Annotated in this window: 23 protein-coding genes and 1 riboswitch; of the genes, 17 read left to right on the top strand and 6 right to left on the bottom strand. The window is 72.7% G+C overall.

Annotated elements, in window-relative coordinates:
• Position 1: 1 nt before the first annotated feature.
• Positions 2–799 carry a tyrosine-protein phosphatase gene (locus tag AB0D74_RS02585; protein WP_362579594.1) on the bottom strand — a complete coding sequence of 266 codons (798 nt, stop codon included), beginning with the start codon at positions 797–799 and terminating at the stop codon, positions 2–4.
• 198 nt (positions 800–997) lie between these two features.
• On the opposite strand from AB0D74_RS02585, the gene AB0D74_RS02580 reads away from it, so the two are divergent.
• From AB0D74_RS02580 to AB0D74_RS02570, 3 genes are all read left to right on the top strand, one after another.
• Positions 998–3,070 carry an alpha-galactosidase gene (locus AB0D74_RS02580; RefSeq protein WP_362579591.1) on the top strand — a complete coding sequence of 691 codons (2,073 nt, stop codon included), beginning with the start codon at positions 998–1,000 and terminating at the stop codon, positions 3,068–3,070.
• Positions 3,071–3,377: 307 nt separating this feature from the next.
• A riboswitch (cyclic di-AMP (ydaO/yuaA leader) is annotated at positions 3,378–3,538 on the top strand.
• A gap of 4 nt (positions 3,539–3,542) precedes the next feature.
• Positions 3,543–4,523: a LysM peptidoglycan-binding domain-containing M23 family metallopeptidase gene (locus tag AB0D74_RS02575; RefSeq protein ID WP_362579588.1), complete on the top strand. Its 981-nt coding sequence runs from the start codon at positions 3,543–3,545 to the stop codon at positions 4,521–4,523.
• Between the two features lie 177 nt (positions 4,524–4,700).
• A complete protein-coding gene (locus tag AB0D74_RS02570; RefSeq protein WP_362579585.1) occupies positions 4,701–5,486 on the top strand; it encodes an SGNH/GDSL hydrolase family protein in 786 nt (261 codons plus the stop codon).
• Between the two features lie 44 nt (positions 5,487–5,530).
• Here AB0D74_RS02570 and AB0D74_RS02565 read toward each other — a convergent pair whose 3' ends face one another.
• Together AB0D74_RS02565 and AB0D74_RS02560 are read right to left on the bottom strand one after the other, a co-directional pair.
• Positions 5,531–6,133 (bottom strand): TetR family transcriptional regulator C-terminal domain-containing protein, encoded by a 603-nt coding sequence (locus AB0D74_RS02565; protein WP_362579582.1) that lies wholly within the window; start codon positions 6,131–6,133, stop codon positions 5,531–5,533.
• 9 nt (positions 6,134–6,142) lie between these two features.
• On the bottom strand, positions 6,143–6,700 hold the full coding sequence (locus AB0D74_RS02560) for an N-acetyltransferase family protein (RefSeq protein WP_362579579.1): 558 nt from the start codon (positions 6,698–6,700) through the stop codon (positions 6,143–6,145).
• On the opposite strand from AB0D74_RS02560, the gene AB0D74_RS02555 reads away from it, so the two are divergent.
• Together AB0D74_RS02555 and AB0D74_RS02550 are read left to right on the top strand one after the other, a co-directional pair.
• Positions 6,699–7,310 (top strand): XRE family transcriptional regulator, encoded by a 612-nt coding sequence (locus tag AB0D74_RS02555; RefSeq protein ID WP_362579576.1) that lies wholly within the window; start codon positions 6,699–6,701, stop codon positions 7,308–7,310. The two genes, AB0D74_RS02560 and AB0D74_RS02555, sit on opposite strands and share 2 nt — an antisense overlap.
• Positions 7,307–8,455, top strand: coding sequence for an MFS transporter (locus tag AB0D74_RS02550; RefSeq protein ID WP_362579574.1), 1,149 nt, complete (start codon positions 7,307–7,309; stop codon positions 8,453–8,455). Before AB0D74_RS02555 ends, AB0D74_RS02550 begins: the two co-directional genes overlap by 4 nt.
• A 12-nt stretch (positions 8,456–8,467) precedes the next feature.
• On the opposite strand, the gene AB0D74_RS02545 is transcribed toward AB0D74_RS02550, so the two are convergent.
• Complete coding sequence (locus AB0D74_RS02545; protein WP_362579571.1) at positions 8,468–9,646, bottom strand: Glu/Leu/Phe/Val dehydrogenase dimerization domain-containing protein; 1,179 nt, start codon at positions 9,644–9,646, stop codon at positions 8,468–8,470.
• 140 nt (positions 9,647–9,786) lie between these two features.
• Here AB0D74_RS02545 and AB0D74_RS02540 point away from each other — a divergent pair, with 140 nt between their 5' ends.
• The 8 genes from AB0D74_RS02540 (at position 9,787) to AB0D74_RS02505 (ending at position 18,061) form a co-directional block, all read left to right on the top strand.
• A complete protein-coding gene (locus AB0D74_RS02540) occupies positions 9,787–10,974 on the top strand; it encodes an MBL fold metallo-hydrolase (RefSeq protein WP_362579567.1) in 1,188 nt (395 codons plus the stop codon).
• A gap of 153 nt (positions 10,975–11,127) precedes the next feature.
• Positions 11,128–12,288 carry a DUF4037 domain-containing protein gene (locus AB0D74_RS02535; protein ID WP_362579564.1) on the top strand — a complete coding sequence of 387 codons (1,161 nt, stop codon included), beginning with the start codon at positions 11,128–11,130 and terminating at the stop codon, positions 12,286–12,288.
• 439 nt (positions 12,289–12,727) lie between these two features.
• Positions 12,728–15,232 (top strand): ATP-binding protein, encoded by a 2,505-nt coding sequence (locus tag AB0D74_RS02530; RefSeq protein ID WP_362579561.1) that lies wholly within the window; start codon positions 12,728–12,730, stop codon positions 15,230–15,232.
• Between the two features lie 80 nt (positions 15,233–15,312).
• Positions 15,313–15,747: a roadblock/LC7 domain-containing protein gene (locus AB0D74_RS02525; protein WP_361290652.1), complete on the top strand. Its 435-nt coding sequence runs from the start codon at positions 15,313–15,315 to the stop codon at positions 15,745–15,747.
• Between the two features lie 2 nt (positions 15,748–15,749).
• On the top strand, positions 15,750–16,121 hold the full coding sequence (locus AB0D74_RS02520) for a DUF742 domain-containing protein (RefSeq protein WP_362579557.1): 372 nt from the start codon (positions 15,750–15,752) through the stop codon (positions 16,119–16,121).
• Positions 16,099–16,698: an ATP/GTP-binding protein gene (locus AB0D74_RS02515; protein ID WP_362579554.1), complete on the top strand. Its 600-nt coding sequence runs from the start codon at positions 16,099–16,101 to the stop codon at positions 16,696–16,698. Before AB0D74_RS02520 ends, AB0D74_RS02515 begins: the two co-directional genes overlap by 23 nt.
• 61 nt (positions 16,699–16,759) lie before the next feature.
• On the top strand, positions 16,760–17,341 hold the full coding sequence (locus AB0D74_RS02510) for a GAF domain-containing protein (protein WP_362579551.1): 582 nt from the start codon (positions 16,760–16,762) through the stop codon (positions 17,339–17,341).
• A 57-nt stretch (positions 17,342–17,398) separates the two neighbouring features.
• The gene (locus tag AB0D74_RS02505) at positions 17,399–18,061 is read left to right on the top strand and encodes a TetR/AcrR family transcriptional regulator (protein ID WP_362579548.1); all 663 of its coding nucleotides are present in this window, start codon (positions 17,399–17,401) and stop codon (positions 18,059–18,061) included.
• Positions 18,062–18,153: 92 nt separating this feature from the next.
• On the opposite strand, the gene AB0D74_RS02500 is transcribed toward AB0D74_RS02505, so the two are convergent.
• Both AB0D74_RS02500 and AB0D74_RS02495 read right to left on the bottom strand, forming a co-directional pair.
• Positions 18,154–19,323, bottom strand: a complete 1,170-nt coding sequence (locus AB0D74_RS02500) for a YbfB/YjiJ family MFS transporter (RefSeq protein WP_362579546.1) — start codon at positions 19,321–19,323, stop codon at positions 18,154–18,156.
• Positions 19,324–19,517: 194 nt separating this feature from the next.
• The gene (locus AB0D74_RS02495) at positions 19,518–19,820 is read right to left on the bottom strand and encodes a muconolactone Delta-isomerase family protein (protein WP_362579543.1); all 303 of its coding nucleotides are present in this window, start codon (positions 19,818–19,820) and stop codon (positions 19,518–19,520) included.
• 119 nt (positions 19,821–19,939) lie between these two features.
• On the opposite strand from AB0D74_RS02495, the gene AB0D74_RS02490 reads away from it, so the two are divergent.
• The 4 genes from AB0D74_RS02490 to tdh all read left to right on the top strand — a co-directional run bounded on the left by AB0D74_RS02490 (position 19,940) and on the right by tdh (position 23,382).
• Positions 19,940–20,869: a LysR family transcriptional regulator gene (locus tag AB0D74_RS02490; protein WP_362579540.1), complete on the top strand. Its 930-nt coding sequence runs from the start codon at positions 19,940–19,942 to the stop codon at positions 20,867–20,869.
• A gap of 138 nt (positions 20,870–21,007) precedes the next feature.
• Entirely contained in the window at positions 21,008–21,721 is a 714-nt protein-coding gene (locus AB0D74_RS02485) for an SDR family oxidoreductase (RefSeq protein WP_362579536.1), read from the top strand.
• A gap of 82 nt (positions 21,722–21,803) precedes the next feature.
• Positions 21,804–22,175 carry a nuclear transport factor 2 family protein gene (locus tag AB0D74_RS02480; protein ID WP_362579533.1) on the top strand — a complete coding sequence of 124 codons (372 nt, stop codon included), beginning with the start codon at positions 21,804–21,806 and terminating at the stop codon, positions 22,173–22,175.
• A gap of 178 nt (positions 22,176–22,353) precedes the next feature.
• Positions 22,354–23,382, top strand: coding sequence for an L-threonine 3-dehydrogenase (gene tdh / locus AB0D74_RS02475; RefSeq protein ID WP_362579531.1), 1,029 nt, complete (start codon positions 22,354–22,356; stop codon positions 23,380–23,382).
• Positions 23,383–23,430: the final 48 nt, after the last annotated feature.

Here is a 23,430-nt window from a genome sequence, read left to right as displayed (position 1 = left end):
CTCAGTCGAGCAGCCGCTCGCGCAGCCGCTCCCGGGTCTCCGGGGCCAGCTTCAGCCCCTGCTCCAGGTACGTGTCCGCATCACCCCACGTCTCCTCGATGCTCTCGAAGGCCGCCGCCAGGTACTCCGCGCGAGCATCGAAGAGCGGGCTGAGCAGGTCCATCACCTCGGGGCTGTACGCGCTCTCCCCGCCGCCGCTGCGCCGCACCTTGTAGCGGCGGTGCTTGGCGTTGGACTCCAGGTAGTCGGTGAGGATCGCGTCCCGCTCCACACCCACCGCGAGCAGCGTCACGGCTATGGAGATGCCCGCCCGGTCCTTGCCGGCCGCACAGTGCATCAGTGCCGGGACGCTGTCCTCGGCGAGCGCGTGCAGCACGCGCGAGTGCTCGTCGGTGCGGTCCTTGACGATCGTGCGGTACGAGGTGACCATCCGGGCCGCGGCCTTGCCGTCGCCCAGGAGCCCGCGCAGCTGGTCGATCTCGCCCTCGCGGACCATCTTCCAGAAGTCGGCACCGTGCGCCGGGTCGGTCAGCGGCAGGTTCATGTTCCGCACGCCGGGCAGCTCGACGTCCGGGCCCTCCAGCTTCTGGTCCGCCGCGTTGCGGAAGTCGAAGATCGTGTGCAGGCCGAGCGAGGCGAGGAACTCCGCGTCCTGCTCCGTCGCGTGCGCCAGATGCCCGCTGCGGAACAGCACGCCCGGCCGCACCCGGCGCCCGTCCACGGTCGGCAGGCCGCCCACGTCACGGAAGTTGCGCACACCGGCCAGCTCGGGCTCGGTCGACGGGACCTGCTGCGTCACGGGGGGCTCCTCCCGGCCGGCCCCGTCGGCGCTGCTCGTCGACGGGCACTGGATCGACCATACGACATCGGTTTCCGTGGGCAATGAGTTGTCCACAGGCATCGCCTCGGCGGCCCGTGACCCTTGCTTCCGGAGCCCGTGGCCCTTGATGATGTTGGTGCTTGAGCGGATCTGTTGGCCCCTGTGTGAGGTTTCTCGATGGTGGACATCGCCGAAAACGGTCGTACCTGGCTCCTTTCGGGCCCCGGCAGCAGCTACGCGCTGCATCTGACGGAGGCCGACGAACTGCTCCACCTGCACTGGGGCCCCAGGATCCGGCTCACCGACGCCGAGGAGCTCAGCACCCGGGCGCTGCCCGGCTACTGGCCCTTCGAGTCCCCGCTGGACGGCCGTGAGGAGTACCCGGTCGAGGGCGGCCCCCGCTTCGTCCGTCCCGCGCTGTCCGTGCGGACCGACGAGCGCCGGGGCACCGAGTGGACCTTCGACTCCTACGCGGTCGAGGAGGACGAGCTCCGGCTGCGCTTCACGGACGACGGGATCGTCATCACCCTGCACTACCGGATGCGCGGCGATGTCGTCGAGCGCTGGGTGACCGTCGACAACGAGGCGCACGCGCGCGTGGAGCTGCTCCGCGCCGACCCCGCCACCTGGACGCTCCCCGACCGCGAGGGCTGGCGGCTCTCCCAGCTGCACGGCCGCTGGGCCGCCGAGTCCCGGCTGGTCAGCGCCCCGCTCACCTACGGCGAGAAGGTCATCGGCAGCCGGCGCGGCCACACCGGCCACCAGCACCTGCCCTGGGTCGCCCTCGACACCGACGCCACCGAGGAGCGCGGCGAGGTCTGGGGCTGCGCCCTCGGCTGGTCCGGCTCCTGGCGCATCGCGGTCGCCCAACTCCCCGACGCGCGCGTGCAGATCACCGGCGGCGCCGGCTACGACGACTCGGGCCTGCTGATGCTGGCCGAGGGCGAGTCGTACACCAGTCCCGTCTTCGCGGGCCTGTGGACCGACGGCGGCTTCGGCGGGGCCAGCCGCGCCTGGCATGCCTACCAGCGCGCGTACGTCATCCCGGACGCCGACCAGGACCGGCCCGTGCTGTTCAACTCCTGGGAGGCCACCACCTTCGACATCTCCGAGGACCAGCAGGCCACCCTCGCCCGCCGGGCCGCCGCGATCGGCGTCGAACTGTTCGTGGTGGACGACGGCTGGTTCGGCGCCCGCACCAGCGACCACGCCGGCCTCGGCGACTGGACGCCCAACCCCGACCGCTTCCCCAAGGGCCTCAAGCCGCTCGCCGACTACGTGCACGCCCTCGGCATGCAGTTCGGCATCTGGGTCGAGCCCGAGATGGTCAACGCGGACAGCGACCTCTACCGCGCACACCCCGACTGGGTGCAGTACCAGCAGGGACGGAAGCGGACGGAACTCCGCAACCAGCTCGTCCTCAACCTCGCCCGCGAGGACGTCCAGGAGTACCTCTGGCAGCAGCTCGACACCCTGCTGTCCAGTGCCCCGATCGACTACGTCAAGTGGGACTTCAACCGCTGCTTCACGGATGCGGGCTGGCCCGGCGAGCCCTACCCGCAGCGCCTGTGGGTCGACCACGTGCGCGGGCTGTACGCCCTGCTCGACCGGATCCGCGCGGCCCACCCGGACGTCGCCATCGAGTCCTGCTCCGGCGGTGGCGGGCGGATCGACCTCGGGATCATGAGCCGCACCGACGAGGTGTGGACCTCCGACAACACCGACCCGCTGGACCGGCTCGCCATCCAGCACGGCTTCAGCCAGATCCACCCCGCCCGGGTGATGTCCGCCTGGGTCACCGACAGCCCGAACCACCAGCTCAACGACCGGGTCAGCTCGCTGCGTTTCCGGTTCGTCAGCTCCATGGCCGGGGCGCTCGGCGTAGGCGGCGACCTCTCGAACTGGACCGAGGAGGAGCTCGCCGAGGCCGGCCGTTGGGTGGAGCTCTACAAGGAGATCAGGCCCTTGGTGCAGCGCGGCGACCAGTTCCGGCTGCGACCGCCGGCCGGCGGGCTCAGCGCGGTGCAGTACACGCTCGGCGACGAGACCGTCGTCCTCGCCTGGCTGCAGGCGCAGAGCTACGGCGAGCCGGCACCGGCGCTGCGGCTCCAGGGGCTCGACCCGACGGCGTCGTACGAATGCCTCGAAACGGGCGAATCGCACGGAGGTGCCGTTCTCCTGCATCACGGGCTGCGCACCGGGCTGAAGGGTGACCTGGATGCGGCAGTCATCCGGCTTCGTCGGATCTGACCTATCTGCCCGAATTAGTGCTTTCGTTGCAACTCGCCATGGAATAAGGGGACGTGGCGTGACGTGCGTGAGGAGCGTCATATTCGTGACCGTCCGTCGCGCGTCATGCTCACGTAATTCCGGCGCCTTCCATGAGGGTTGGATAAACGAATAGATCGGAATTCACGGAGGGTGACCGGGATTTCCGGAAGCGGATCAAGTGAAATCCGGACGGCCGGAACCGACTGCTTGTCCACGTCCGTCCCACTCGCTTACGTTCGCCACACATCCGGTCGGAACGCCGAATCCTGCCGCCGCCCGGAGTCCCCACACACACTCACCCGTGCCCGGCAGGAGCGGGGGACCCACCAGGTATGACCGCCTGTTCCGGTTCCCGGGACGGCTTGGGGTGTAGCCGCGTCTTTCGGCGCGGCCGGGCAGCTCCAGCCCGAACCCGACAGCTCACCTCGCAGGCGCAGGAGAGGAATGCGCCATGCCCGCGAAGGGTAAGCACCGCCGCCCCAAGTCCCAGCGTTTCACCCGCTCCATGGCCGTCGCAGGAACCGGTGGCGCCGCGCTGGCTCTGCCGCTCATGGGGACCACCGGAGCCCACGCGGCCACTCCGCAGTCCCTTTCCGAAAAGACCACGCAGTCGCTTCCGGTGATCGAGAAGACCGCGGTGAAGCAGGCGCCCGCGGGGAATTCCGGCGCCACGCATTCCGCGCACCGCGTCTACACGGTGGTGTCCGGCGACTATCTCTCGAAGATCGCCCGCGACCAGCACGTCCGCGGCGGCTGGCACCGGCTCTACGCCGACAACCGGGAGGCCGTCGGCGGCAACCCCTCGCTGATCCACCCCGGTCTCGAGCTCGTCCTCGGCGGCCGGCACGCCGCGACGACGGACTCCGGCTCCCGTTCGCGGGTCCACGCGGACCCACAGCCGTCCAGGTCGACCGCGTCCTCGTCCTCGGCCTCCTCGAACGATTCGAACCGCACGACCGGTTCGAACGACTCTGCCGGTTCGAACGACTCGACCGGTTCGGAAGGTTCGGTGGCGACCGCCTCCGGCTTCGCCCTCCCGGTCACGGGTGGCGCCATCGGCACCGGCTACCACGTGGCCGGCAGCATGTGGTCCAGCGGCTACCACACGGGCGTCGACTTCGTCGTCCCGACCGGCACCCCGGTCAAGGCCGTCGGCGCCGGTACGGTCGTCACCGCCGGCTGGGGCGGCGCCTACGGCAACCAGGTCGTCATCCGGCTCGCCGACGGCTACTACGCGCAGTACGGCCACCTCTCCGCCCTGTCCGTCTCGGTCGGCCAGACCGTGACCGCGGGCCAGCAGATCGGCCTCTCCGGCGCGACCGGCAACGTGACCGGCCCGCACCTCCACTTCGAGATCCGTACCACCCCCGACTACGGCTCGGACGTGGACCCGGTCGCCTACCTCCGCGCCAAGGGCCTCACCGTCGGCTGACCCCGCGTTCGTCGTCACTCAAACGCCGCTGGCCAGGGACTTATTCCAAGGTTGGCAAAGTATTTAAGGGTGTCTTATGTCACCGAGCGTCAAGCCCTTATTACGGTCGCGTAGGTCACAGTCGAAGGTGAATCATGGTCCGATGTGGGAGACGATTCGAAGAGTGACAATGCATCAGTGATCGGGTCGTACGCAGCGGTGGGGGACAGCTTCACCGAGGGCGTGGGAGACCCCGGCCCCGACGGGGCGTTCGTCGGCTGGGCCGACCGGTTCGCGGTACTGCTGTCCGACCGGCGGCCCGAGGGCGACTTCAGCTACACCAACCTTGCCGTGCGCGGGAAACTGCTCGACCAGATCGTGGCGGACCAGGTGCCGCAGGCCCTGGAACTCGCCCCGGACCTGGTCTCGTTCTGCGCGGGCGGCAACGACATCATCCGCCCCGGCACCGACCCCGACGAGGTCGCCGAGCGGTTCGAGCGGGCCGTGGCCCAGCTGACCGAGGCCGTCGGCACGGTGCTGGTGACCACCGGGTTCGACACCCGGGGCGTGCCCGTCCTCAAGCACCTGCGCGGCAAGATCGCCACGTACAACGGACACGTCCGGGCCATCGCCGACCGGTACGGCTGCCCGGTCCTGGACCTCTGGTCCCTCAAGACCGTGCAGGACCGCCGCGCCTGGGACGGCGACCGCCTGCACCTCTCGCCCGACGGGCACACACGCGTGGCGCTGCGCGCCGGCCAGGTGCTCGGCGTCGACGTGCCGGCCGATCCCGACCAGCCGTGGCCCCCGCTGCCGCCCCGCGGCACCCTGGAGGTCCGCCGCGACGACGTGCACTGGGCCCGCGAGTACCTCGTCCCGTGGATCGGGCGCCGGCTGCGCGGCGAGTCGTCCGGCGACCACGTGACGGCCAAGGGTGCGCTCTCCCCGGACGACATCAAGATGCGGATCGCCTCCGTGGCCTGAGGCGGCACCGGCGGGTAAGGGGCGGCCTCCTGGCGGGCCGCCCCTTACTCGTGCCCGGGCAGCCCCAGTTCGCGCGCCAGCGCCTCGTCGACCCACTGCTGCGCCCTGGCCCGGGGCACGGCTCCGGGGTACGACGTCAGCTGGACGGCGAGCCCGTCGAGCAGCGCGGTCAGCCGCAGCGCCGCCGCCGCGGGGTCGGGGCACCGGAACTCGCCCGCCGCCACCCCCTCGGCGACGACCTCGGCGATCGCCGCCTTCCACTGCTGGTCCAGGCCCTTGGTGACGTCCCGCAGCGCGGGTTCGCGCAAGGCCACCGCCCAGCCCTCGATCCACAGCCGCCAGCCCTTGGCCTGCCCGGTCGGCGCGTACCAGCGCACCGCGGCCCGCAGCCGGCGCAGCGCCGACGTGCGGCGGCCCAGCAGCTTGCGCAGATGCGCCAGATCGTCCTCGGCGGCAAAGGTGAAGGCGGCGGCGACCAGCTTCTCCTTCGTCGAGAAGTGGTACAGCACGAGCGCGTTGCTCACCCCGAGGGCCGAGGCCACATCGGCGATCCGCACCGCCGCCACGCCCCGCGCCTCGATCTGCTCGATGGCGGCCCGCAGCAGCTCCTCCCGCCGCTCGGCCACGCTCAACCGCACTCTCGCCACGCGGTCACCCTAATCGGTCGTCCCGCCGCCCGCGTCGCCGTCCCAGGCCAGCGGCAGCCGCATGATCGTCAGGTCCAGCCAGCGGCCGAACTTGGTGCCCACCTCCCGGACCGTGCCGACGTGCTCGAAGCCGAACCGGCCGTGCAGCCGGACGGACGCGGCGTTCCCGGCCTCGATGCCGGCGATCATCACATGGTGTCCGGCCGTACGCGCCGCGGCGATCAGCGGGCCGAGCAGCGCGGAGCCGATGCCGAGCCCGTGGCTGCCCTCGCGGACGTAGACGGAGTTCTCCACCGTGTGCCGGTAGCCGTCGAGCGCGCGCCACGGGCCGTACACCGCGAACCCGGCCACCTCGCCCGGCGCGTCGGCGACTTCGGCCACGAGCGCCGAGCCGCGCTCCAGGTGCGCGGCGAACCACGCCGCGCCCTCGGCGGGGGACTGCGGGGTCTCCGTCCACAGGGCCGTGGAGTGCTCGATCGCGTGATTGCGGATCGCGCGGACGGCCTCCTGGTCCTCGGGACGGGCCGGGCGGACCGTCACCGCGCTTCTCTCGTATATTGGATTCATGTCCAACATAGTAGAACCATCGGCGGACCCGTTGGTACGGCAGATCGCCGCCCGGGTCCGCACCGAGCGGGAGCGCCGCCGCTGGACCCTGGCGCAGCTCGCGGACGCCTCCGGTGTCTCCCCGGCGATGATCAGCCGGATCGAACGCGGCGAGAGCAGCCCCACCGCCGTCGTCCTCGGCAAGCTGTCCGCCGCCTTCCAGCTCGGCGTCGCCTCACTGCTGGCCCTCGCCGAGGGCGCGCAGGACGCGCAGGAGTCCGTGGCCGACACCCCGGGCGTGCGGCGCGGCACCGACGCCGCCGAATGGCGCGACCCCGGTACCGGCTACCGGCGCCGCCAGATCACCGGCCCGCGCTTCCCGGCGGAGATCGCCGAGATCCGGCTGCCCGCCGGAGCCCGGGTGCCCTACCCGGCCGCGGCCTTCGCCTTCGTACGGCAACTCGTCTGGGTCCTCGACGGCCGGCTGACCTTCCACGACGGCGACACGGTCCACGAACTCGACGCCGGCGACACCATCGAACTCGGGGCACCCGCCGAGCGCGTCTTCGCCAACACCACCGACGCCGAATGCCGTTACGCCGTCGTCCTCACCCGCGACGCCCAGCCGTGAGCCGGACGCCGCCCCGCGACGGCACGCTCCTGCTGGCCGCCATAGCCGGCACGGCGATCGCGAACAACTACGCCGTGCAGCCGGCGCTCACCGCGGTCGCCACCGACCTGGACGTGCCGCTCTCCGTGATCGGCCTGGTCCCGACCGCCGCGCTCGCCGGCTGCATGACCGGCTTCGCCCTGCTGCTCCCGCTCACCGACCACCTCGCCCCCAACCGCCTGGTCGCGGCGCAGCTCACCGCCCTGGCCGCCGCCCTCGCGCTCGCCGCGACCGCGCGCGACGCGTTCGTGCTCCTGGCCGCCTACCTGCTCGTCGGCGCCGCCGCCAGCGTGGCCGCCCAGGCGGGCAACATCGCCGGCCGGCACGCCCGGCCCGGCCGCGGCGGAACCGGCGTCGCCCTGGTGGCCGCCGGAATGTCGGCCGGCATCCTGCTCAGCCGGCTGGTGGGCGGCGCCCTCACCGACGCCCTCGGCTGGCGGCGGATGCTCCTCGTCTTCGCCGCTCTCGCGCTGCTCGGCGCGCTCGCCGCCGCCACGCTCCTGCCCCGGCGACGCCCGCACGCCGACCGCGGCTACCGCGCCACCCTGGCGGCCCTCCCGCGTCTGCTCCTGCACCAGCCGGGGCTGCGCCGCGCGGTGGCCACCGGCACCCTCTGGTACTTCGCCTTCAACCTCGTCTGGATCGCCCTCACCCTGGCCCTGGCCCAGCCACCGCACTCCCTCGGCCCGTCCGCCATCGGCCTCTACAGCCTGGCCGGGCTGCTCGGCTTCGCCGCGCTCCCGTTCACCGGCCGCCTCACCGACCGGTACGGCCCGCGCGCGGTGATCGGCGCCTCCATGGCCGTCGCCGCGGCCGGCACCGCCCTGCTGGCCACCGGCCTGGACACCCCCTGGCACACGGCCCTCGGCCTCGCCCTGTTCGACGCCGGCTGCTTCGCCGCCCAGGCCGCCAACCAGAGCCGCGTGATCGCCCTCGACCCCGCCCGCTCCGGCAGCCTCAGCAGCGTCTACCTCGTGGTGTACTTCACGGTCGGCGCCCTGGGCACCGCCGTCGCCGCACCCCTGCTCGACACCCTCGGCTGGCAGGGCACCGGCCTCACGGCTCTGGGCGCGCTGCTGCTCGCCGCCGCTCTCGGCCGCCGCTGAGGGCGGGTCGCGTCACCGGTACCAGCCGAACCGCTCCGCGATCACCGGCAGCCGGTCGGTCACCAGGGCATGGGCGGCGGCCCGCGGGGTCGTGCCGTCGGACTCCGCGCGGTCCAGCATCAGCTCCACCAGGGCCCGCATCGAGCGGCGCGTGTGGGCGAACGCCTCGTCGGCGTCCGGGCCGATGTCGCCGAACAGGGTCCACCACCACCAGGCGTTGGTGCCCGAGTTGACCACCACGTCCGGCAGCACGGTCACCCCGCGCGCGGTGAGCCGTTCCTCCGCCTCGGGCAGCACCGGCATGTTGGCCGCCTCCACGATCCAGCGGGCGGTGACCAGCTGCTCGTTGCCCGTGTCGACCACGTACGACACCGCCGCCGGCACCAGCACCTCGGCCTCGGCGGACAGCCAGGCGTCACCCGGCAGTTCCACGTCACCGGGGCGCAGCACCGCGCGGTCGACGGTGCCGTACGCGTCCCGCGCGCGCAGCAGCGCCTCGACGTCCAGGCCCGCCGGGTTGGCGATCGTGCCCTTGACGTCGGCGACCGCCACGACCGTGAGCCCCGCGCGGGCGAGGAACCGCGCCGTCGCCCCGCCCATCGTGCCGAGGCCCTGCACGGCGACCCGCGTGCCCGCGTACGGCACCCCGGCCCGGTCCAGCGCCGTCAGCGCCGACTCGGCGACCCCGCAGCCGCCCGCCAGCTCGTCGAGACCGATCCCGTCCACCTCGACCGCGAAGGCGTCCGCCAGCCGCCGCCGGGCCGTCGCCTCGTCGTCCAGCAGCGGATACACGGCCTGGATCGAGGAGACGAGACCCGCCTCGGCCGCCGCCCGGTCCACCAGGTCCTGGGTGAGCCCCAGGTCCTCGCCGGTGGTCCAGAAACCCTCCACGTACGGCCGCATGGCGCGCAGGTAGCGGACCAGCAGGGCGTACGCCCCGGGGTCCTGCGGGTCGCAGTCGATGCCGCCCTTGGCGCCGCCCAGCGGGATGTAGCGGCCCTCGGGGTTGTAGTGCAGGGCCTCCTTCATCGTCATGCCGCGGGCGAGCCCGGTCACCTCCTCCAGGGTGCAGCCGGGCCGCATCCGCAGGCCGCCGCTGGCCACCCCCCGCACCAGCCGGTCGACGACCAGGAAACCCTGGCGGCCGGTGACGTGGTCGGTCCAGACCAGGGACATCAGGGGAGCGGTCACGGTGGCTCCTCGGGAGCGGTGTGAAGAAACAGTGCTACTGAACAGTGGGTCAGTATCGGGAGGCGGGTGGTGCGGTGTCAACGCCGACTGTCACAAGGGCCGACCATAATGGGGACCTCGGCGACACCACTGGAGGTACCGTGACCGGCTTGCGTTCCCTGAGCTCCGGGCTCCGCGTGCTGCGGCCCGCGGCCTTCGGCGTGGACCCCGGCGGCGAGCGCATGGCCCGCATCCAGGCTTCACCGCACTTCAAGGACGGCGTCTTCCAGAACCCCGGCGGCACCACCCGGATGCGGCCCTCGGGCTCGATGCTGGAGTTCGCCAGGACCTACTTCGAGAAGGAGCAGCGCACCCGCCGAGCCCCCCGGGGGACCGTCCCGGTACACCCCACCACCGTCGCCGACCTCGCCCGGCCCGCCGTCGGCGGCCTGCGGGTGACATGGATGGGCCACTCCAGCGTCCTCGCGGAGATCGACGGACACCGCGTGCTGTTCGACCCCGTCTGGGGCGAGCGCTGCTCCCCGTTCCCCTTCGCCGGCCCCAAGCGGCTGCACCCGGTGCCGCTGCCGCTCGCCGCGCTCGGCCCCGTCGACGTCGTGGTCATCTCGCACGACCACTACGACCACCTCGACCTGCCCACCATCAAGGCGCTGGCCGACACGGACACCGTGTTCGCCGTGCCGCTCGGCGTCGGCGCCCACCTCGAACACTGGGGTGTCTCCGCCGACCGGCTGCGCGAGCTGGACTGGCACGAGGAGACCAAGGTCGGCGGCCTGACCCTGACCGCCACCCCCGCCCGCCACTTCTGCGGCCGAGGGCTGCGCAACACCCAGCACACCCTGTGGGCGTCCTGGGTCGTCGCGGGCGAGGAGCACCGGATCTACCACAGCGGTGACACCGGCTACTTCGACGGCTTCAAGGACATCGGCGCCGACCACGGCCCGTTCGACGTGACGATGATCCAGATCGGCGCGTACAGCGAGTTCTGGCCCGACATACACATGACCCCCGAGGAGGGCATGCGCGCCCACCTCGACCTCCAGGGCGGCCAGCCGCACGGCCTGCTGCTGCCGATCCACTGGGGCACCTTCAACCTCGCCCCGCACGCCTGGGCCGAGCCGGGGGAGTGGACCAAGGACGCCGGCGACGAGGTGGGGCAGGCGGTCGCGCTGCCGCGCCCCGGCGAGCCCTTCGAGCCGTCCGGCAAGCTGCCCGCGGACCCCTGGTGGCGCACGGTCTCGGCACCGGTCGCCCGGCCGTGGCAGCGCGAGAAGCGGCCGGAGGGCACGCCCGGACAGGGGGACCTCGGCCTCGCGGGCGAACGGTGACGACGGGCATCCGGTTCGAACCGTGACGACGGGTCTTCGGTGCCGAATGTGACGAAGTGCCGGTGACTCCGCCACCACTGTGGCGGTCACGTGAAAGCGGTGTGCATGCCCCTGCACAACCTGGGCAGGGGCATCGACATGAGCCATGCACATATGCCAAGCCCCGCTTTCTTACCAGGACTTGAACTCTCCCGGCGCTTCTACACCGAGGCCGTCCGCCCCCTCCTGGAGGAGGCCGCGCCCGGCATACCCCACTCCGCCGCCCGCATCGGCGCGGGCTCCGAGGTGCTCGGCTACGACACCGAGCGCTCCGCCGACCACGAATGGGGCCCACGGCTCCAGCTCTTCCTCCACTCCCACGATGTGAGCCGCCATGCCGGACGCATCAGACATGTGCTCGCCGAACACCTCCCGAAGACCTTCCATGGCTGGCCCACCCACTTCGCCGCGACAGGGGACCGGGACATCCGCGTCATGCGGGTCACCGACGGGCCCGTGCACCACCGCGTCGAGGTGACCGGCGTCTCCTCCTGGTTCCGCGCCACCCTCGGCTTCGACCCCGCGTCCGGAGTCACCCCGGCCCACTGGCTCGCCCTGCCCACCCAGCTGCTCGCCGAGGTCACCGCCGGCGCCGTCTTCCACGACGGCCTCCGTACGCTCACCCCGGCCCGAGCCGCCCTGCGCTGGTACCCGCACGACCTCTGGCTCCACGTCCTCGCCTGCCAGTGGCAGCGCATCTCCCAGAAGGAGGCCTTCGTCGGCCGCTGCGGCGAGGTCGGCGACGAACTGGGCTCCGCCGTCGAGGCCGCCCGCCTGGTCCGCGACCTCATGCGGCTCTGCCTGCTGATGGACCGGTGCTACCCGCCGTACGGCAAATGGCTCGGCAGCGCCTTCGCCCGCACCCACGCGGCGCCGCGGCTCACCCCGGAACTCACCGCCGTTCTCGCCGCCACCGACTGGCACCTCCGCGAGCGTCACCTGGCGCAGGCGTACGAGATCGTCGCCCACCTGCACAACGAGCTGGAGCTCACCGACCGGGTCGACCCGGCCACGCGTGCGTACCACTCCCGGCCGTTCCGGGTGGTGCGCGCCGACCGCTTCGCCCGGGCCCTCACCGCCCGCATCAAGGACCCGGACATACGGGAGTTGCGCGGGGCCGGCGCGGTGGACCAGTTCATCGACAGCGCGGAGGTCCTGAGCCGCCCGGACCTCACCCTGGCCGCGGCTGGTGCAGTGACGGGCGTCGACACCCACGACGGCCCGCCCCGCGCCCCGACGAAGGACCGCCGAAGCCAGGGTGGTCACTTTGGGTGACGTTCTGGGGGGTGATGAGGCGGGTACGGACGGCCCGCCGACCGCCTCGGGAGGTCGGCCGAGGGGGTGCGGACCGATGGGCGAGGAGCTGTGCAGGGAGCGTCGGAGCCGTTGATCCGCCTCTTCCGCGCCTGCTGTGTCTTCTGCGTACGACCGGTTCTGAGCAGGTCGGATCGGTGGGTGACCGTTCGAGCGCGGAGCGCCGAGGGGGTTATCGGTCTTTCGTACGACGGCTCATACCAGAGCGGGACCCTCTCGGGGGGACTTTGTCAACTGCCCACCGCACATGATGCGTCGGCGACTACTGTGAGTGTCCGTCGGGCGGCACGGGGCCGAATTCTTTTGCGGTCCCCTCGCCCGGCACCGCGATGGCGCATCCCCGACTCGCGCGACCCGCGTGAGAAACCAGGCCCGACGGACCACCAGTACGAGGACGCAGATGTCTCACCTCCGTGCACCGGCCGCCCGCGCCGACCGCCGTGAGGGCGGCCGGCACGGACGGCCGGTCGCCCGACCCGTTCCCGCGCTGCCCGAGACCCACATACGGCCTCAGCTCATGCGACTGGCGGTACTGCCACCGGTCGCGGTGGCGCTCAGCGGCTGCGCGGCCGTCCTGTTCACCGTCCGGTCCACCGGCGCCCGGCCCAGTCTCACCCTGCTGGCCGTGCTCACCGGAGCGGTCTCGGTGACGGCCGCGGGCATCGTGATCGCCGCCGTGGCCGCGGGCCGCGCCGCCCGCTCGGTCAGCGACCGGGTCGGCATCCTGCGCCGAAACGCCGCCCGAGGCGAGGCCGAACTGCTCGCCCTCGTCGACGCGCTGCGCCACGGCGAGACCCCGCCCCAGCGCAAGCCGCGCGGCGGACCGCCCGAGGACGCGGACGACTTCGAACTGCTCGCCGCCGACCTGTCCCGTGCGCACGACGGCGCCGTCACCGCCGTCGTGCAGGCGGCCCAGCTCTCCAGCCAGGCCGGCAGCGAACAGAAGCTGGAGGTCTTCGTCAACCTGGCGCGGCGGCTTCAGTCCCTCGTGCACCGGGAAATCTCGATCCTCGACGAACTGGAGAACGAGATCGAGGACCCTGACCTCCTCAAGGGCCTCTTCCACGTCGACCACCTGGCCACCCGGATCCGACGGCACGCCGAGAACCTCGCCGTCCTCGGCGGCGCCGTGTCCCGGCGGCAGTGGAGCAACCCCGTCTCCATGACGGAGGTGCTGCGCTCCGCCATCGCCGAGGTCGAGCAGTACTCCCGGGTCAAACTCGTCCCGCCGATCGACGGCGAACTGCGCGGCCACGCCGTCGCCGACGTCATCCACCTGCTCGCCGAACTCGTCGAGAACGCCACGGTGTTCTCCGCCCCGCACACCCAGGTGCTGCTCCGCGCCAACCTCGTCACCTCCGGCCTCGCGGTCGAGGTCGAGGACCGCGGACTCGGCATGCCGGTCGGCGAGCAGTCCAAGATGAACGCCCTGCTCGCCGACCCCGACCAGGTCAACGTCGCCAGCCTGCTGGCCGACGGCCGCATCGGCCTCTTCGTCGTCTCCCAGCTCGCCCGCCGGCACGGCATCAACGTCCGGCTCCAGACCAACATCTACGGCGGGGTCCAGGCGGTCCTCGTCGTCCCGCAGGGCCTGCTGGGCTCGGCACCGGGCGCACTCACGGCGGCGGGGGCGGCCGGTTCGGCCGGGGCAGCCGGTTCGGTTCCGCCGCCGCGCGACGCGGCGAACGGGGGCGGTGCGCCGGGTGCGCCGACCGGTGCGACCGGTGTGATCGGCGCCGGGGGAGGCCGGCCGTCCGACGGCGCCGGGGCGCCGGTCGGCGGCCGTGGCGCCGCGGGGCCGGACACGGGAGCCGGAAGCAGGGCCGCCACGGTCGGATCGTCGGCCGGCCGGGGGGCGGGGCAGCAGCAGGGTCCCGCCACGCCCGCCGCCGGCGGGCGGCGCCGACACGCGCAGCAGGGAGGCGGCCAGCACGGTGGCGGGCAGCACGGGGGCACGCAGCACGGGGGCGCGCCCGCGCCGCTGCCGGTGCGCGGCGCCCAGGAGGCCCGCCCGAACCCGGCCGAGGCACTGCCCGGCATCCGGCCCGAGGACCGGTCGGTGGTCGCCGAGCACGCGGGTGCCCCGCCGGTACCGCGGGTCGGCGCCGTCCGCGGCACCATGGGCAAACCCCAACTGCCGCGCCGCCGCGCCCAGGAGCACATCGTTCCCCAGCTGCGGGGCGGCCCCGCACCCCGCCAGGAGAACGAGAACCCCGCCGGCCACGACCCCGGTCTGGTGGCCGCCTTCCAGCGCGGCATCGGCCTCGCCGAGGCCCAGCAGCACCTGGAGGCCACCGAGGCGGAGCCGACGGCCGCCGAGCCTGTGAGTGGCGCACATGGCGCGTCCCCCCATGGCGCCTCCGCCCATGACGGGTTCACGGGTACGGGCTTCGCCGACACCGCCGCCCGTGACGTATCCGGCGAACTGCCGACCAACACGTCCCATGCCACGCACATGGATGCCACACACATGGATGCCGCGCACATGGATGCCGCGCACATGGACGCCCCGCACATGGAGGCGGCACACATGGAGTCCGGGTACCTGCCCCCCGACTTCACCGCCCACGACCTCACGGCCCAGGATCAGGCAGCCCGGGACCGCACGACGCCAGACCCCATGGCGCTGGACCCCCTGGCCCCGGATTACCTGGCCTCAGGCCACACGAGCTCGGACCACCACACGGTCTCTGACCACCTGACCACAGGCCACCCGGCCACGGACCACATGGCGACGGACCCCATGGCCGTGGACCACATGGCACCCCCACACATCAGCTGGAGCCACCGGGACCCCGCCGACACCCAGTCCGCGTCCCGGACCCAGTCGTACTCCCAGGCCCTGCGCCCGGTGCACACCTCCGAATTCACCGCCCGGCCCGACGGGAGCGCACCGGCCGGATGACCAGCACCGTCTCGACCCCCACCCGCACCCCCACCCCCAGCGCTCCCGCTGGTCTTCGTACCCCAAGGAGTCGATCCACCATGGCGAGCGATGCGCCGACCGCCCAGGTATCCGACCTCGACTGGCTGATGAGCGGCCTGGTGCAGCGTGTGCCGCACACCACCAGCGCGGTGCTCCTCTCCTGCGACGGGCTGGTGAAGTCCGTCCACGGCCTAGACCCGGACAGCGCCGACCACATGGCGGCGCTCGCCTCCGGCCTGTACTCGCTCGGCCGCAGCGCCGGCGTCCGGTTCGGCGACGGCGGGGACGTCCGCCAGGTCGTCGTCGAACTCGACTCGACGCTGCTGTTCGTCACCACCGCCGGCTCCGGCACCTGCCTCGCCGTGCTGGCGGGCCGGGAGGCCGACGCGGCCGTCCTCGGCTACGAGATGGCGATGCTGGTCAAGAGCGTCCGCCCGTACCTCGTCACCGCGCCCCGGCAGCACGCCGTCGATTCCACGGCGATGAGGCCTTGAGGGTGGCGGCAGCCGGCGACGGGCCCTGGCTCGACGACGCGGCCGGACGCCTCGTGCGCCCGTTCACGGTCAGCAACGGCCGGACCGAACCCAGCATCGCCCTCGACCTCATGTCGCAGGTGATGGCGACCGGGTCCGTGCCCCTCGGCTACCTCGGTCCCGAACACGCGCAGGCCCTCGACCTGTGCCGCGTCCCCGTCTCGGTCGCCGAGATCGCCGCGCACCTCAAACTGCCCGCCGTGGTCACCAAGGTGCTGCTCTCCGACCTCGTCGACTGCGGGGCGCTGACCGCCAAGCCCCCCGTGTTCCACCACAACCCCACTGACCGGTCCCTCCTGGAGGCAGTGCTCGATGGACTACGACGACAGCTCTGATCCCTTCCCCACCGCGCTGAAGATCCTGGTGGCCGGTGGGTTCGGGGTCGGCAAGACCACCTTCGTGGGCGCGGTCAGCGAGATCGCGCCGCTGTCCACGGAGGAACTCCTCACCACGGTCAGCGCCGCCACCGACAACCTCGACGGGATCGAGAACAAGGTCGAGACGACCGTGGCCATGGACTTCGGCCGCATCACCCTGGACCCGGAGCACGTGCTCTACCTGTTCGGCACGCCCGGACAGGAGCGGTTCTGGTTCATGTGGGACGAACTGTCCGAGGGCGCGCTCGGCGCGGTCATCCTCGCCGACACGCGGCGCCTGGAGGACTGCTTCGCGGCCGTCGACTTCTTCGAGGAGCGGGGCCTCGGCTTCATCGTCGCCATCAACGAGTTCGACGGTTCCTACCGCTACGACCCCGACGAGGTGCGCGCCGCCATCGACCTCGACCCGGAGGTCCCGGTGGTCCGCTGCGACGCCCGTATCTCCAGCTCCGGAGTCCAGACCCTGCTCACCCTCGTCCGCCATCTCATTGCCCATGCCCCGGTCTCCGCGCCGAGCCACGGCGCCCACATGTGAACCCCAAACACCCCTCACGGAGCCCGTATATGACCCACGTCCACTGCGACGGAGCCCGCGCATGAGGTACGACCCGTCGCGCCCGGCCGGCCGCCTGCTGCTCACGCCGGAGGACAAGGAGGCCCCCGAGCGCACCCGGCGCCTCGGCCAACTGCGCCTGGGCGCAGACCCGGACCCCGCCCTCGACGCCTACGCGGACCGGCTCGCCGAGGTCACCCGGGCGCCGTACGCCATGGTCAACTTCATCGACGTGAACCGTCAGTTCTTCGCGGGTCTGCACCTGCCGGACGTGGCACCGCCCGTGGTACGGCCCGACGGCAGCATCCCGGTCCTCGGCCGTGAGCTGCCCCACGACCATGGCTTCTGCCCCCATGTGGTGGTCCGCCGCAAGGCGCTGGTCCTGGAGGACGTGTGTGACTACCCGCGGTTCGCGGGCAACCCGGTCGTCGACGACTTCGGCATCCGTTCCTACCTGGGCGCCCCGCTGATCGACAGCACGGGGACGGTGCTCGGCACGGTGTGCGTGGTCGACGTGGAGCCGCGGCCCTGGGGTCGGCCCGGTCTGGAGACCATCAAGTCCTCGGCGGCGGAGCTGGTGGCCCGCATCGAGCGCCGCGAGGCGGACGGCCTGCCGCTGCTGTGACGGCGGGAACAGCCCCCTCGCTAGCCGACCGGTCTATTACCTCCGTACGCTGGTCGTATGGGACGTACCAGTGACGCCAGGCGGAAGATCCTCGACGCCGCTCGCTCGCTGATCGAGGGGCGGGGTTACGCGGCGCTCGGCGTGGCCGAGATCTGCAAGGCCGCCGGGGTGCCGAAGGGCAGCTTCTACTACTTCTTCGAGTCCAAGGAGGCCCTCGCGCTCGCGGTCGTCGACGAGCACTGGGCGGCCCAGAAGGGCGACTGGACCCGGGCCCTCACCGGCGACGCGGAACCGCTGCGGCGGCTGCGGCGGCTGTTCGAGGAGACCGAGGCGGGGCAGCTGGCCGGCCAGCGGGGCTGCGGGACCGTGGCGGGCTGCCTGTTCGGGAACCTCGCCCTGGAGCTGAGCAACCAGACCGAGGCGGTCCGCGGACGGCTGAAGGAGATCTTCGACGCCCAGGTCGACATGGTGACGGCCGTCGTCGACGAGGCCCGGGAGCGCGGCGAGGTGGGCGTGACCGACACCCGGGAGGCGGCACGGGCGGTGGTGGCCCAGCTGGAGGGCCAGGTGATGTTCGCCAAGCTGTACAACAGCACCGGACGGCTGAGCCCCCTCTGGGACAACTGCCGGGCGCTGCTCGGCGTGACCGCGGAGCCGGGCCCGGGGACCGGGACCCCGGGGCGGCCAGCCTCGGTCGAGGGCCGCGCGGCTTCTGCCTAGGGCCCGGGTGGGCTTCGCCCTGGGGGCGGGCGGTTCGGCCCGGGAACGGGCGGCTCGGCTCGGGGATGGGCGAGTCGGTCTACGGGCTCGGTCTACGGGCGGGCGGCCTCGGCCGGTTGCGGCTGTCGTGCCGGCACTGTGTGGTCCGCACCCACGTGGTCCGCACCCGTGTGGTCCGCACCCATGTGATGCGGGAACCCGATCCGCAGCACGGCGGCGGCGACGGCGGCCGTGAGGACGACGAGGGCGGCCAGCAGCAGGGCCTGGTGGTAGCCGTGCCGCAGCAGTGGGGCGACGACGAGGGGACCCAGGATCTGGCCGACGGAGTAACCGGCGGTCAGCAGCGCGACGGAGCGCGGGAAGCGCAGCTGCGCGCCCGTGGCCAGGGCCAGGGTGCTCACCCCCAGGAACGTGGCGCCGAACAGCACGGCCGAGCCGAGGGCGGCGGCCGTACTCCCGGTCAGCGCCGGCAGCGCGATGCCGGCCGCCTGGATCACGAGCGCGGTGAGCAGCAGACCGGGCCGGGACCAGCGGCGCCCGAGCCGGGCCCACAATGCCGAGGACGGTACGGCGGCCAGCCCCACCAGCACCCAGGCGCCGCTGCCCACCCAGCCGGGGGAGCCCTGGCCGATCGCCGCGACCAGGAACGTGCCGGCGACGATGTAGCCGACGCCCTCCAGGAAGTAGCTGACGAACAGCGCGCCGAACCAGCGGTGGGTGCGGACCCCGGGCCGGGCGCCGTGGGTTCCGCTCGCGGTGGGCGCGTCCTCGGGCCGCAGCCGCCAGGAGGCCGCGGCCAGCACCCCGGTGAGCGCGGCGGCGGCCCACCAGGCAGCCCGCCAGTCGGAGGCGGACCGCAGGGCCAGGACCAGCAGGCCGGACAGCGCGATGCCGGCGCCCACCCCACCGAAGGCCCAGCCGGGCAGGTGTGCCGGGTGGTCCCGCAGATGGTGCAGCAGCGAGGCGACGGCGATCACGAACACCAGGGCGCTCGCCGCTCCGGCGAGCAGCCGCAGCGCGCCCCACACCGCCGTGCTGTGGGTGAGGGGCATCGCGGCGAGCGTGGCGGTCAGCAGGAGCAGCGAGCCGCGCAGCACGGCGCGCGACCGGACCAGCGCGGGGGCCAGGGTGCCGGCGAGCGCGCCGACCAGGTAGCCGGCGTAGTTGGCGGTGGCCAGGTTCGCCCCGGCACCGGCGGACAGGCCCGCCTGTTCGTGCATCAGGGGCAGGATCGGGGTGTAGACGAAACGGCCGACGCCCATGCCCGCGGCGAGCGCGGCTGCGGCCCTGGCGACATGCGTCCAGGGCGAGGCAGCGGCGGCAGCAGCAGCGGGAGGGGCAGCGGGAGGGGCAGCGGGAGGGGCAACGGCAGGGGCGGACTCGGCGGAGCCAAGGGCCCTGGAGCCATGGGCCGTGGAGCCATGGGCCGTGGAGCCATGGGCCGAGGAGACACGGGTCATCGGGTGGCCTCGGCGCGGCCCGGGTCGTTGGGGTGGGACTCCAGTGGCGTGACGGTGACCGTCATCCACGGGCGCAGCGGCAGGGTACCGAGCACCTTCTCGTGGAGCTCCTCCTCGTCGGCGGCCCGCCAGACGCCGATGCTGCGCAGCTCGCCCACCGGGCGCCACAGCCGGGCCAGGTGGCCGGTCGCGGCCAGTTCCCGCGCCCGCACGGCCTCCGCGGCCCGTCGCCGGTCGACCTCGTCCTGGTCCGTGCCCTCGGGGACGGTCGTGGTGATCTCGACCAGGAACTCTCGCACGATGCGCTCCCTCCGTCGTCGGTGACTTCATCGTCGATTCCATCGTCCGCCGCCACCGGCACCGCTGCCACGACCGGCCGGCTCGCTGCTGGGAGGCGCAGCCTCCCAGCGCGCGTAGCATGACGCGCGTGGAACTGCGCCAGCTGCGGTACTTCGTCGCGGTCGCCGAGGAACTGAACTTCGGCCGGGCCGCCGAGCGGCTGCTCATCGCCGGCCCGTCCCTCTCCCAGCAGATCAAGGCGCTCGAACGGGACCTGGGCGTCCGGCTGTTCGACCGGGACCGCCGCTCGGTCTCCCTCACCCCCGCCGGCGCCGCGCTGCTCCCGCACACCCGCGACCTGCTGGAGCGCGCCGACGACCTCAGGCGCCGGGCGGGCCGGCTCTCGGGCTCCCAGTCGGTGCGGCTCGGCTACGTCAACTGGCTTCCGCCGGACCTCGGTTCGCGGACGGCCTCGGTGGCCCGGGTCCATGTGGACGCCTGGGTCGCGCCCTCCCACACCCAGGCCGCCCGGGTCGCCGACGGCAGTCTGGACCTCGCCGTCTGCTGGGTGCGCGGCGAGGACCTCGAACGGCTCGGGCTGCGCGCCCGGCTGATCGGCGCGGACCGGCTGTACGCCGTGGCGAAGGGCCCCGACACGAGCGACCTGCCGGCCCGGGACGCCGACATCCTGATCGACGACGACGTCACCTCCTGGGCCTCCTGGAACGTGTACGCCGAGGAGCTCACGCGGGCCGTCGGCGCCCGCCCGGTGCGCATCTCCGACGGCGCCGTGACCGGCCCCGCCTACTTCGACCACGTCCGCCGCTGCACCCGGCCCGTCCTCAACTCGCCGAAGGGCCAGACCACTCCGCTCCCGCCCGACCTGGTCCGCCGCGAGATCGTCGCGCCGAAGGTGTACTGGACCTGGTCCCTGGTCTGGCGTGTGAGCGAGGACCGGGCCGGCGTCCTGGCCGCCGTCGACGCCCTGTGCGCCGGCGTCGGCGACCTCGGGATCAACGCCGCGGACGCCTGGCTGCCCGCGGGCGACCCGTACGCGCTCCACGGCTGAGCGGCGCTGGGAGGCCGCGCCTCCCAGCCGGGAGGAAACCGATCCTGGCACCTTTGGCGGACCCGGCCTACCTTCCAAATAGTCGACCGGTCGGCTAGTACCGGTCAGCCACTACGGAGCAGTACGGAGAAGGTCATCATGAGCACGCAGCAGCAGAAGGTCGCGATCGTCACGGGCGCCTCGCAGGGCATCGGCGCCGCCCTCGTCGAGGGCTACCGCAAGCTCGGCTTCGCGGTCGTCGCCACCTCGCGCACCATCGCCCCCGTCGATGACGCCGACGTCCTGACCGTCCAGGGGGACATCGCCGACCCGGCGACCGCCGAGCGGGTCGTGGCCGCCGCCGTCGAGCGGTTCGGCCGCATCGACACCGTGGTCAACAACGCCGGCATCTTCGTGGCGAAGCCCTTCACCGACTACACCGCCGAGGACTACGCCACCGTGACCGGCATCAACGTCGCCGGCTTCTTCCACCTCACCCAGCAGGCGGTTCCGCACCTGCTCGCCCAGGGCGGCGGGCACGTCGTCAGCGTCACCACCAGCCTGGTCGACAGCGCCGACGCCCGGGTCCCGTCGGTACTGGCCTCGCTGACCAAGGGCGGCCTGCAGTCCGCGACCAAGTCGCTCGCGATCGAGTACGCCACCCGCGGCATCCGCGTCAACGCGGTGTCGCCGGGCACGATCAAGACACCCATGCACCCGGCGGAGACCCACGAGTTCCTCGCCGCCCTGCACCCGGTGGGCCGGATGGGTGAAGCGAGCGACATCGTCGACGCGGTGCTCTTCCTGGAGACCGCGCCGTTCGTCACGGGCGAGATCCTCCATGTCGACGGCGGCATGAGCGCCGGACACTGACGGCACACGGCACGCCCCACACGGCACGCCCTACACCCCACACGGCACGGAACTCACCCACCCGGAAGAGCAAGGAGCGGACATGACCAGCACGGCGGAGGACACGGCGATCCTGAGCGCGGTCCTCGACCGGTGGAAGGCGGCCGTCGGCGCACACCAACCCGAGCGCGTCGCGGCCCAGTTCACCGAGGACGCGGTCTTCCAGGGACTGCATCCCTACAGCGTCGGACGGCAGGGCGTCGCCGCGTACTACGACTCCCAGCCCCTCGGGATGAAGGCGGCGTACCGCGTCCTGGAGACCCGGCGGCCCGCCGACGGCGTCGTCCTCGGCTACCTGGCCGTCGAGTTCTCCTTCACGGACCGGCCCCCGCTGGACGTGAAACTCTCCGTCCTCGTCACCCGGACGGGCGAGGACTGGCACATCGCCCACTACCAGGTCTCGCGCCTCGACTAGCCGTCTCCCGCCGGGTGTTCCGGGGGGTGTGAAGCCGAGCTGTGGCGGCGCTTAAGAAATCCTCGATGGACCGATGCGCCCGGGTGCGGCAGATTGCTGGGAGATTCCACCCCCCTCCCCGGCCGCGGGCCGCTTCGGCGTCCCCGCGGCCGGGACCTCACGCACAGGAGCCGTAGCGTTGAAGGCGCTGGTCAAGGAGAAGGCGGAGCCCGGGCTGTGGCTCACGGACGTGCCGGAGCCCACGGTCGGACCCGGTGACGTACTGATCAAGGTCCTGCGGACCGGCATCTGCGGCACCGACCTGCACATCCGGGCCTGGGACGGCTGGGCCCAGCAGGCGATCACCACCCCGCTCGTGGTCGGCCACGAGTTCGTCGGCGAGGTCGCGGCGACCGGCCGGGACGTCACCGACATCAAGGTGGGCGACCGGGTCAGCGGCGAGGGCCACCTCGTCTGCGGAAAGTGCCGCAACTGCCAGGCCGGACGGCGCCACCTGTGCCGGGCCACGGTCGGCCTGGGCGTCGGCCGGGACGGGGCGTTCGCCGAGTACGTCGCACTGCCCGCGGGCAACGTCTGGGTGCACCGCGTCCCCGTCGACCTCGACGTGGCCGCGATCTTCGACCCGTTCGGCAACGCCGTGCACACCGCCCTCTCCTTCCCGCTGGTCGGCGAGGACGTCCTGATCACCGGCGCGGGGCCGATCGGTCTCATGGCCGCCGCCGTGGCCCGGCACGCGGGCGCCCGCCACGTCGTGATCACCGACGTCAGCGAGGAGCGTCTCGACCTCGCCCGCAAGATCGGCGTGAGCCTCGCCCTGAACGTGGCGCGGACCGGGATCGCCGAAGGGCAGCGGGAGCTCGGGCTGCGCGAGGGCTTCGACATCGGCCTGGAGATGTCCGGCCGCCCCGAGGCCATGCGCGACATGATCGCCAACATGACGCACGGCGGCCGTATCGCCGTGCTCGGCCTGCCCGCCCAGGAGTTCCCCGTCGACTGGGCCCGGATCGTCACCTCGATGATCACCATCAAGGGCATCTACGGCCGCGAGATGTTCGAGACCTGGTACGCGATGTCGGTTCTCCTGGAGGGCGGACTCGACCTCTCTCCCGTGATCACCGGCCGCTACGGCTACCGCGACTTCGAGGCGGCCTTCGCCGACGCGGCGAGCGGCCGTGGCGGCAAGGTCATCCTCGACTGGACCGCGTGATGCGTCGCGTGATGCGTCGCGTGATCCCTCGTGCTGTTCCGCGCGTCA

Source organism: Streptomyces sp. NPDC048278, assembly GCF_040652195.1.
Taxonomy (GTDB): domain Bacteria; phylum Actinomycetota; class Actinomycetes; order Streptomycetales; family Streptomycetaceae; genus Streptomyces.
Note: the sequence above shows the minus strand (reverse complement) of the source record. Positions and strands in the feature narration are given on the sequence as shown.

What these genes read in the sequence shown, in the direction of transcription:
- AB0D74_RS02490 (WP_362579540.1), top strand. Translation starts at nt 19,940, where the DNA reads ATGACGCGCGTGGAACTGCGCCAGCTGCGGTACTTCGTCGCGGTCGCC.
- AB0D74_RS02525 (WP_361290652.1), top strand. Translation starts at nt 15,313, where the DNA reads ATGGCGAGCGATGCGCCGACCGCCCAGGTATCCGACCTCGACTGGCTG.
- AB0D74_RS02510 (WP_362579551.1), top strand. Translation starts at nt 16,760, where the DNA reads ATGAGGTACGACCCGTCGCGCCCGGCCGGCCGCCTGCTGCTCACGCCG.
- AB0D74_RS02535 (WP_362579564.1), top strand. Translation starts at nt 11,128, where the DNA reads ATGCCAAGCCCCGCTTTCTTACCAGGACTTGAACTCTCCCGGCGCTTC.
- AB0D74_RS02480 (WP_362579533.1), top strand. Translation starts at nt 21,804, where the DNA reads ATGACCAGCACGGCGGAGGACACGGCGATCCTGAGCGCGGTCCTCGAC.
- AB0D74_RS02485 (WP_362579536.1), top strand. Translation starts at nt 21,008, where the DNA reads ATGAGCACGCAGCAGCAGAAGGTCGCGATCGTCACGGGCGCCTCGCAG.
- AB0D74_RS02575 (WP_362579588.1), top strand. Translation starts at nt 3,543, where the DNA reads ATGCCCGCGAAGGGTAAGCACCGCCGCCCCAAGTCCCAGCGTTTCACC.
- AB0D74_RS02555 (WP_362579576.1), top strand. Translation starts at nt 6,699, where the DNA reads ATGTCCAACATAGTAGAACCATCGGCGGACCCGTTGGTACGGCAGATC.
- AB0D74_RS02505 (WP_362579548.1), top strand. Translation starts at nt 17,399, where the DNA reads ATGGGACGTACCAGTGACGCCAGGCGGAAGATCCTCGACGCCGCTCGC.
- AB0D74_RS02515 (WP_362579554.1), top strand. Translation starts at nt 16,099, where the DNA reads ATGGACTACGACGACAGCTCTGATCCCTTCCCCACCGCGCTGAAGATC.
- AB0D74_RS02500 (WP_362579546.1), bottom strand. Translation starts at nt 19,323, where the DNA reads ATGGGCGTCGGCCGTTTCGTCTACACCCCGATCCTGCCCCTGATGCAC.
- AB0D74_RS02530 (WP_362579561.1), top strand. Translation starts at nt 12,728, where the DNA reads ATGTCTCACCTCCGTGCACCGGCCGCCCGCGCCGACCGCCGTGAGGGC.
- AB0D74_RS02560 (WP_362579579.1), bottom strand. Translation starts at nt 6,700, where the DNA reads ATGAATCCAATATACGAGAGAAGCGCGGTGACGGTCCGCCCGGCCCGT.
- AB0D74_RS02580 (WP_362579591.1), top strand. Translation starts at nt 998, where the DNA reads ATGGTGGACATCGCCGAAAACGGTCGTACCTGGCTCCTTTCGGGCCCC.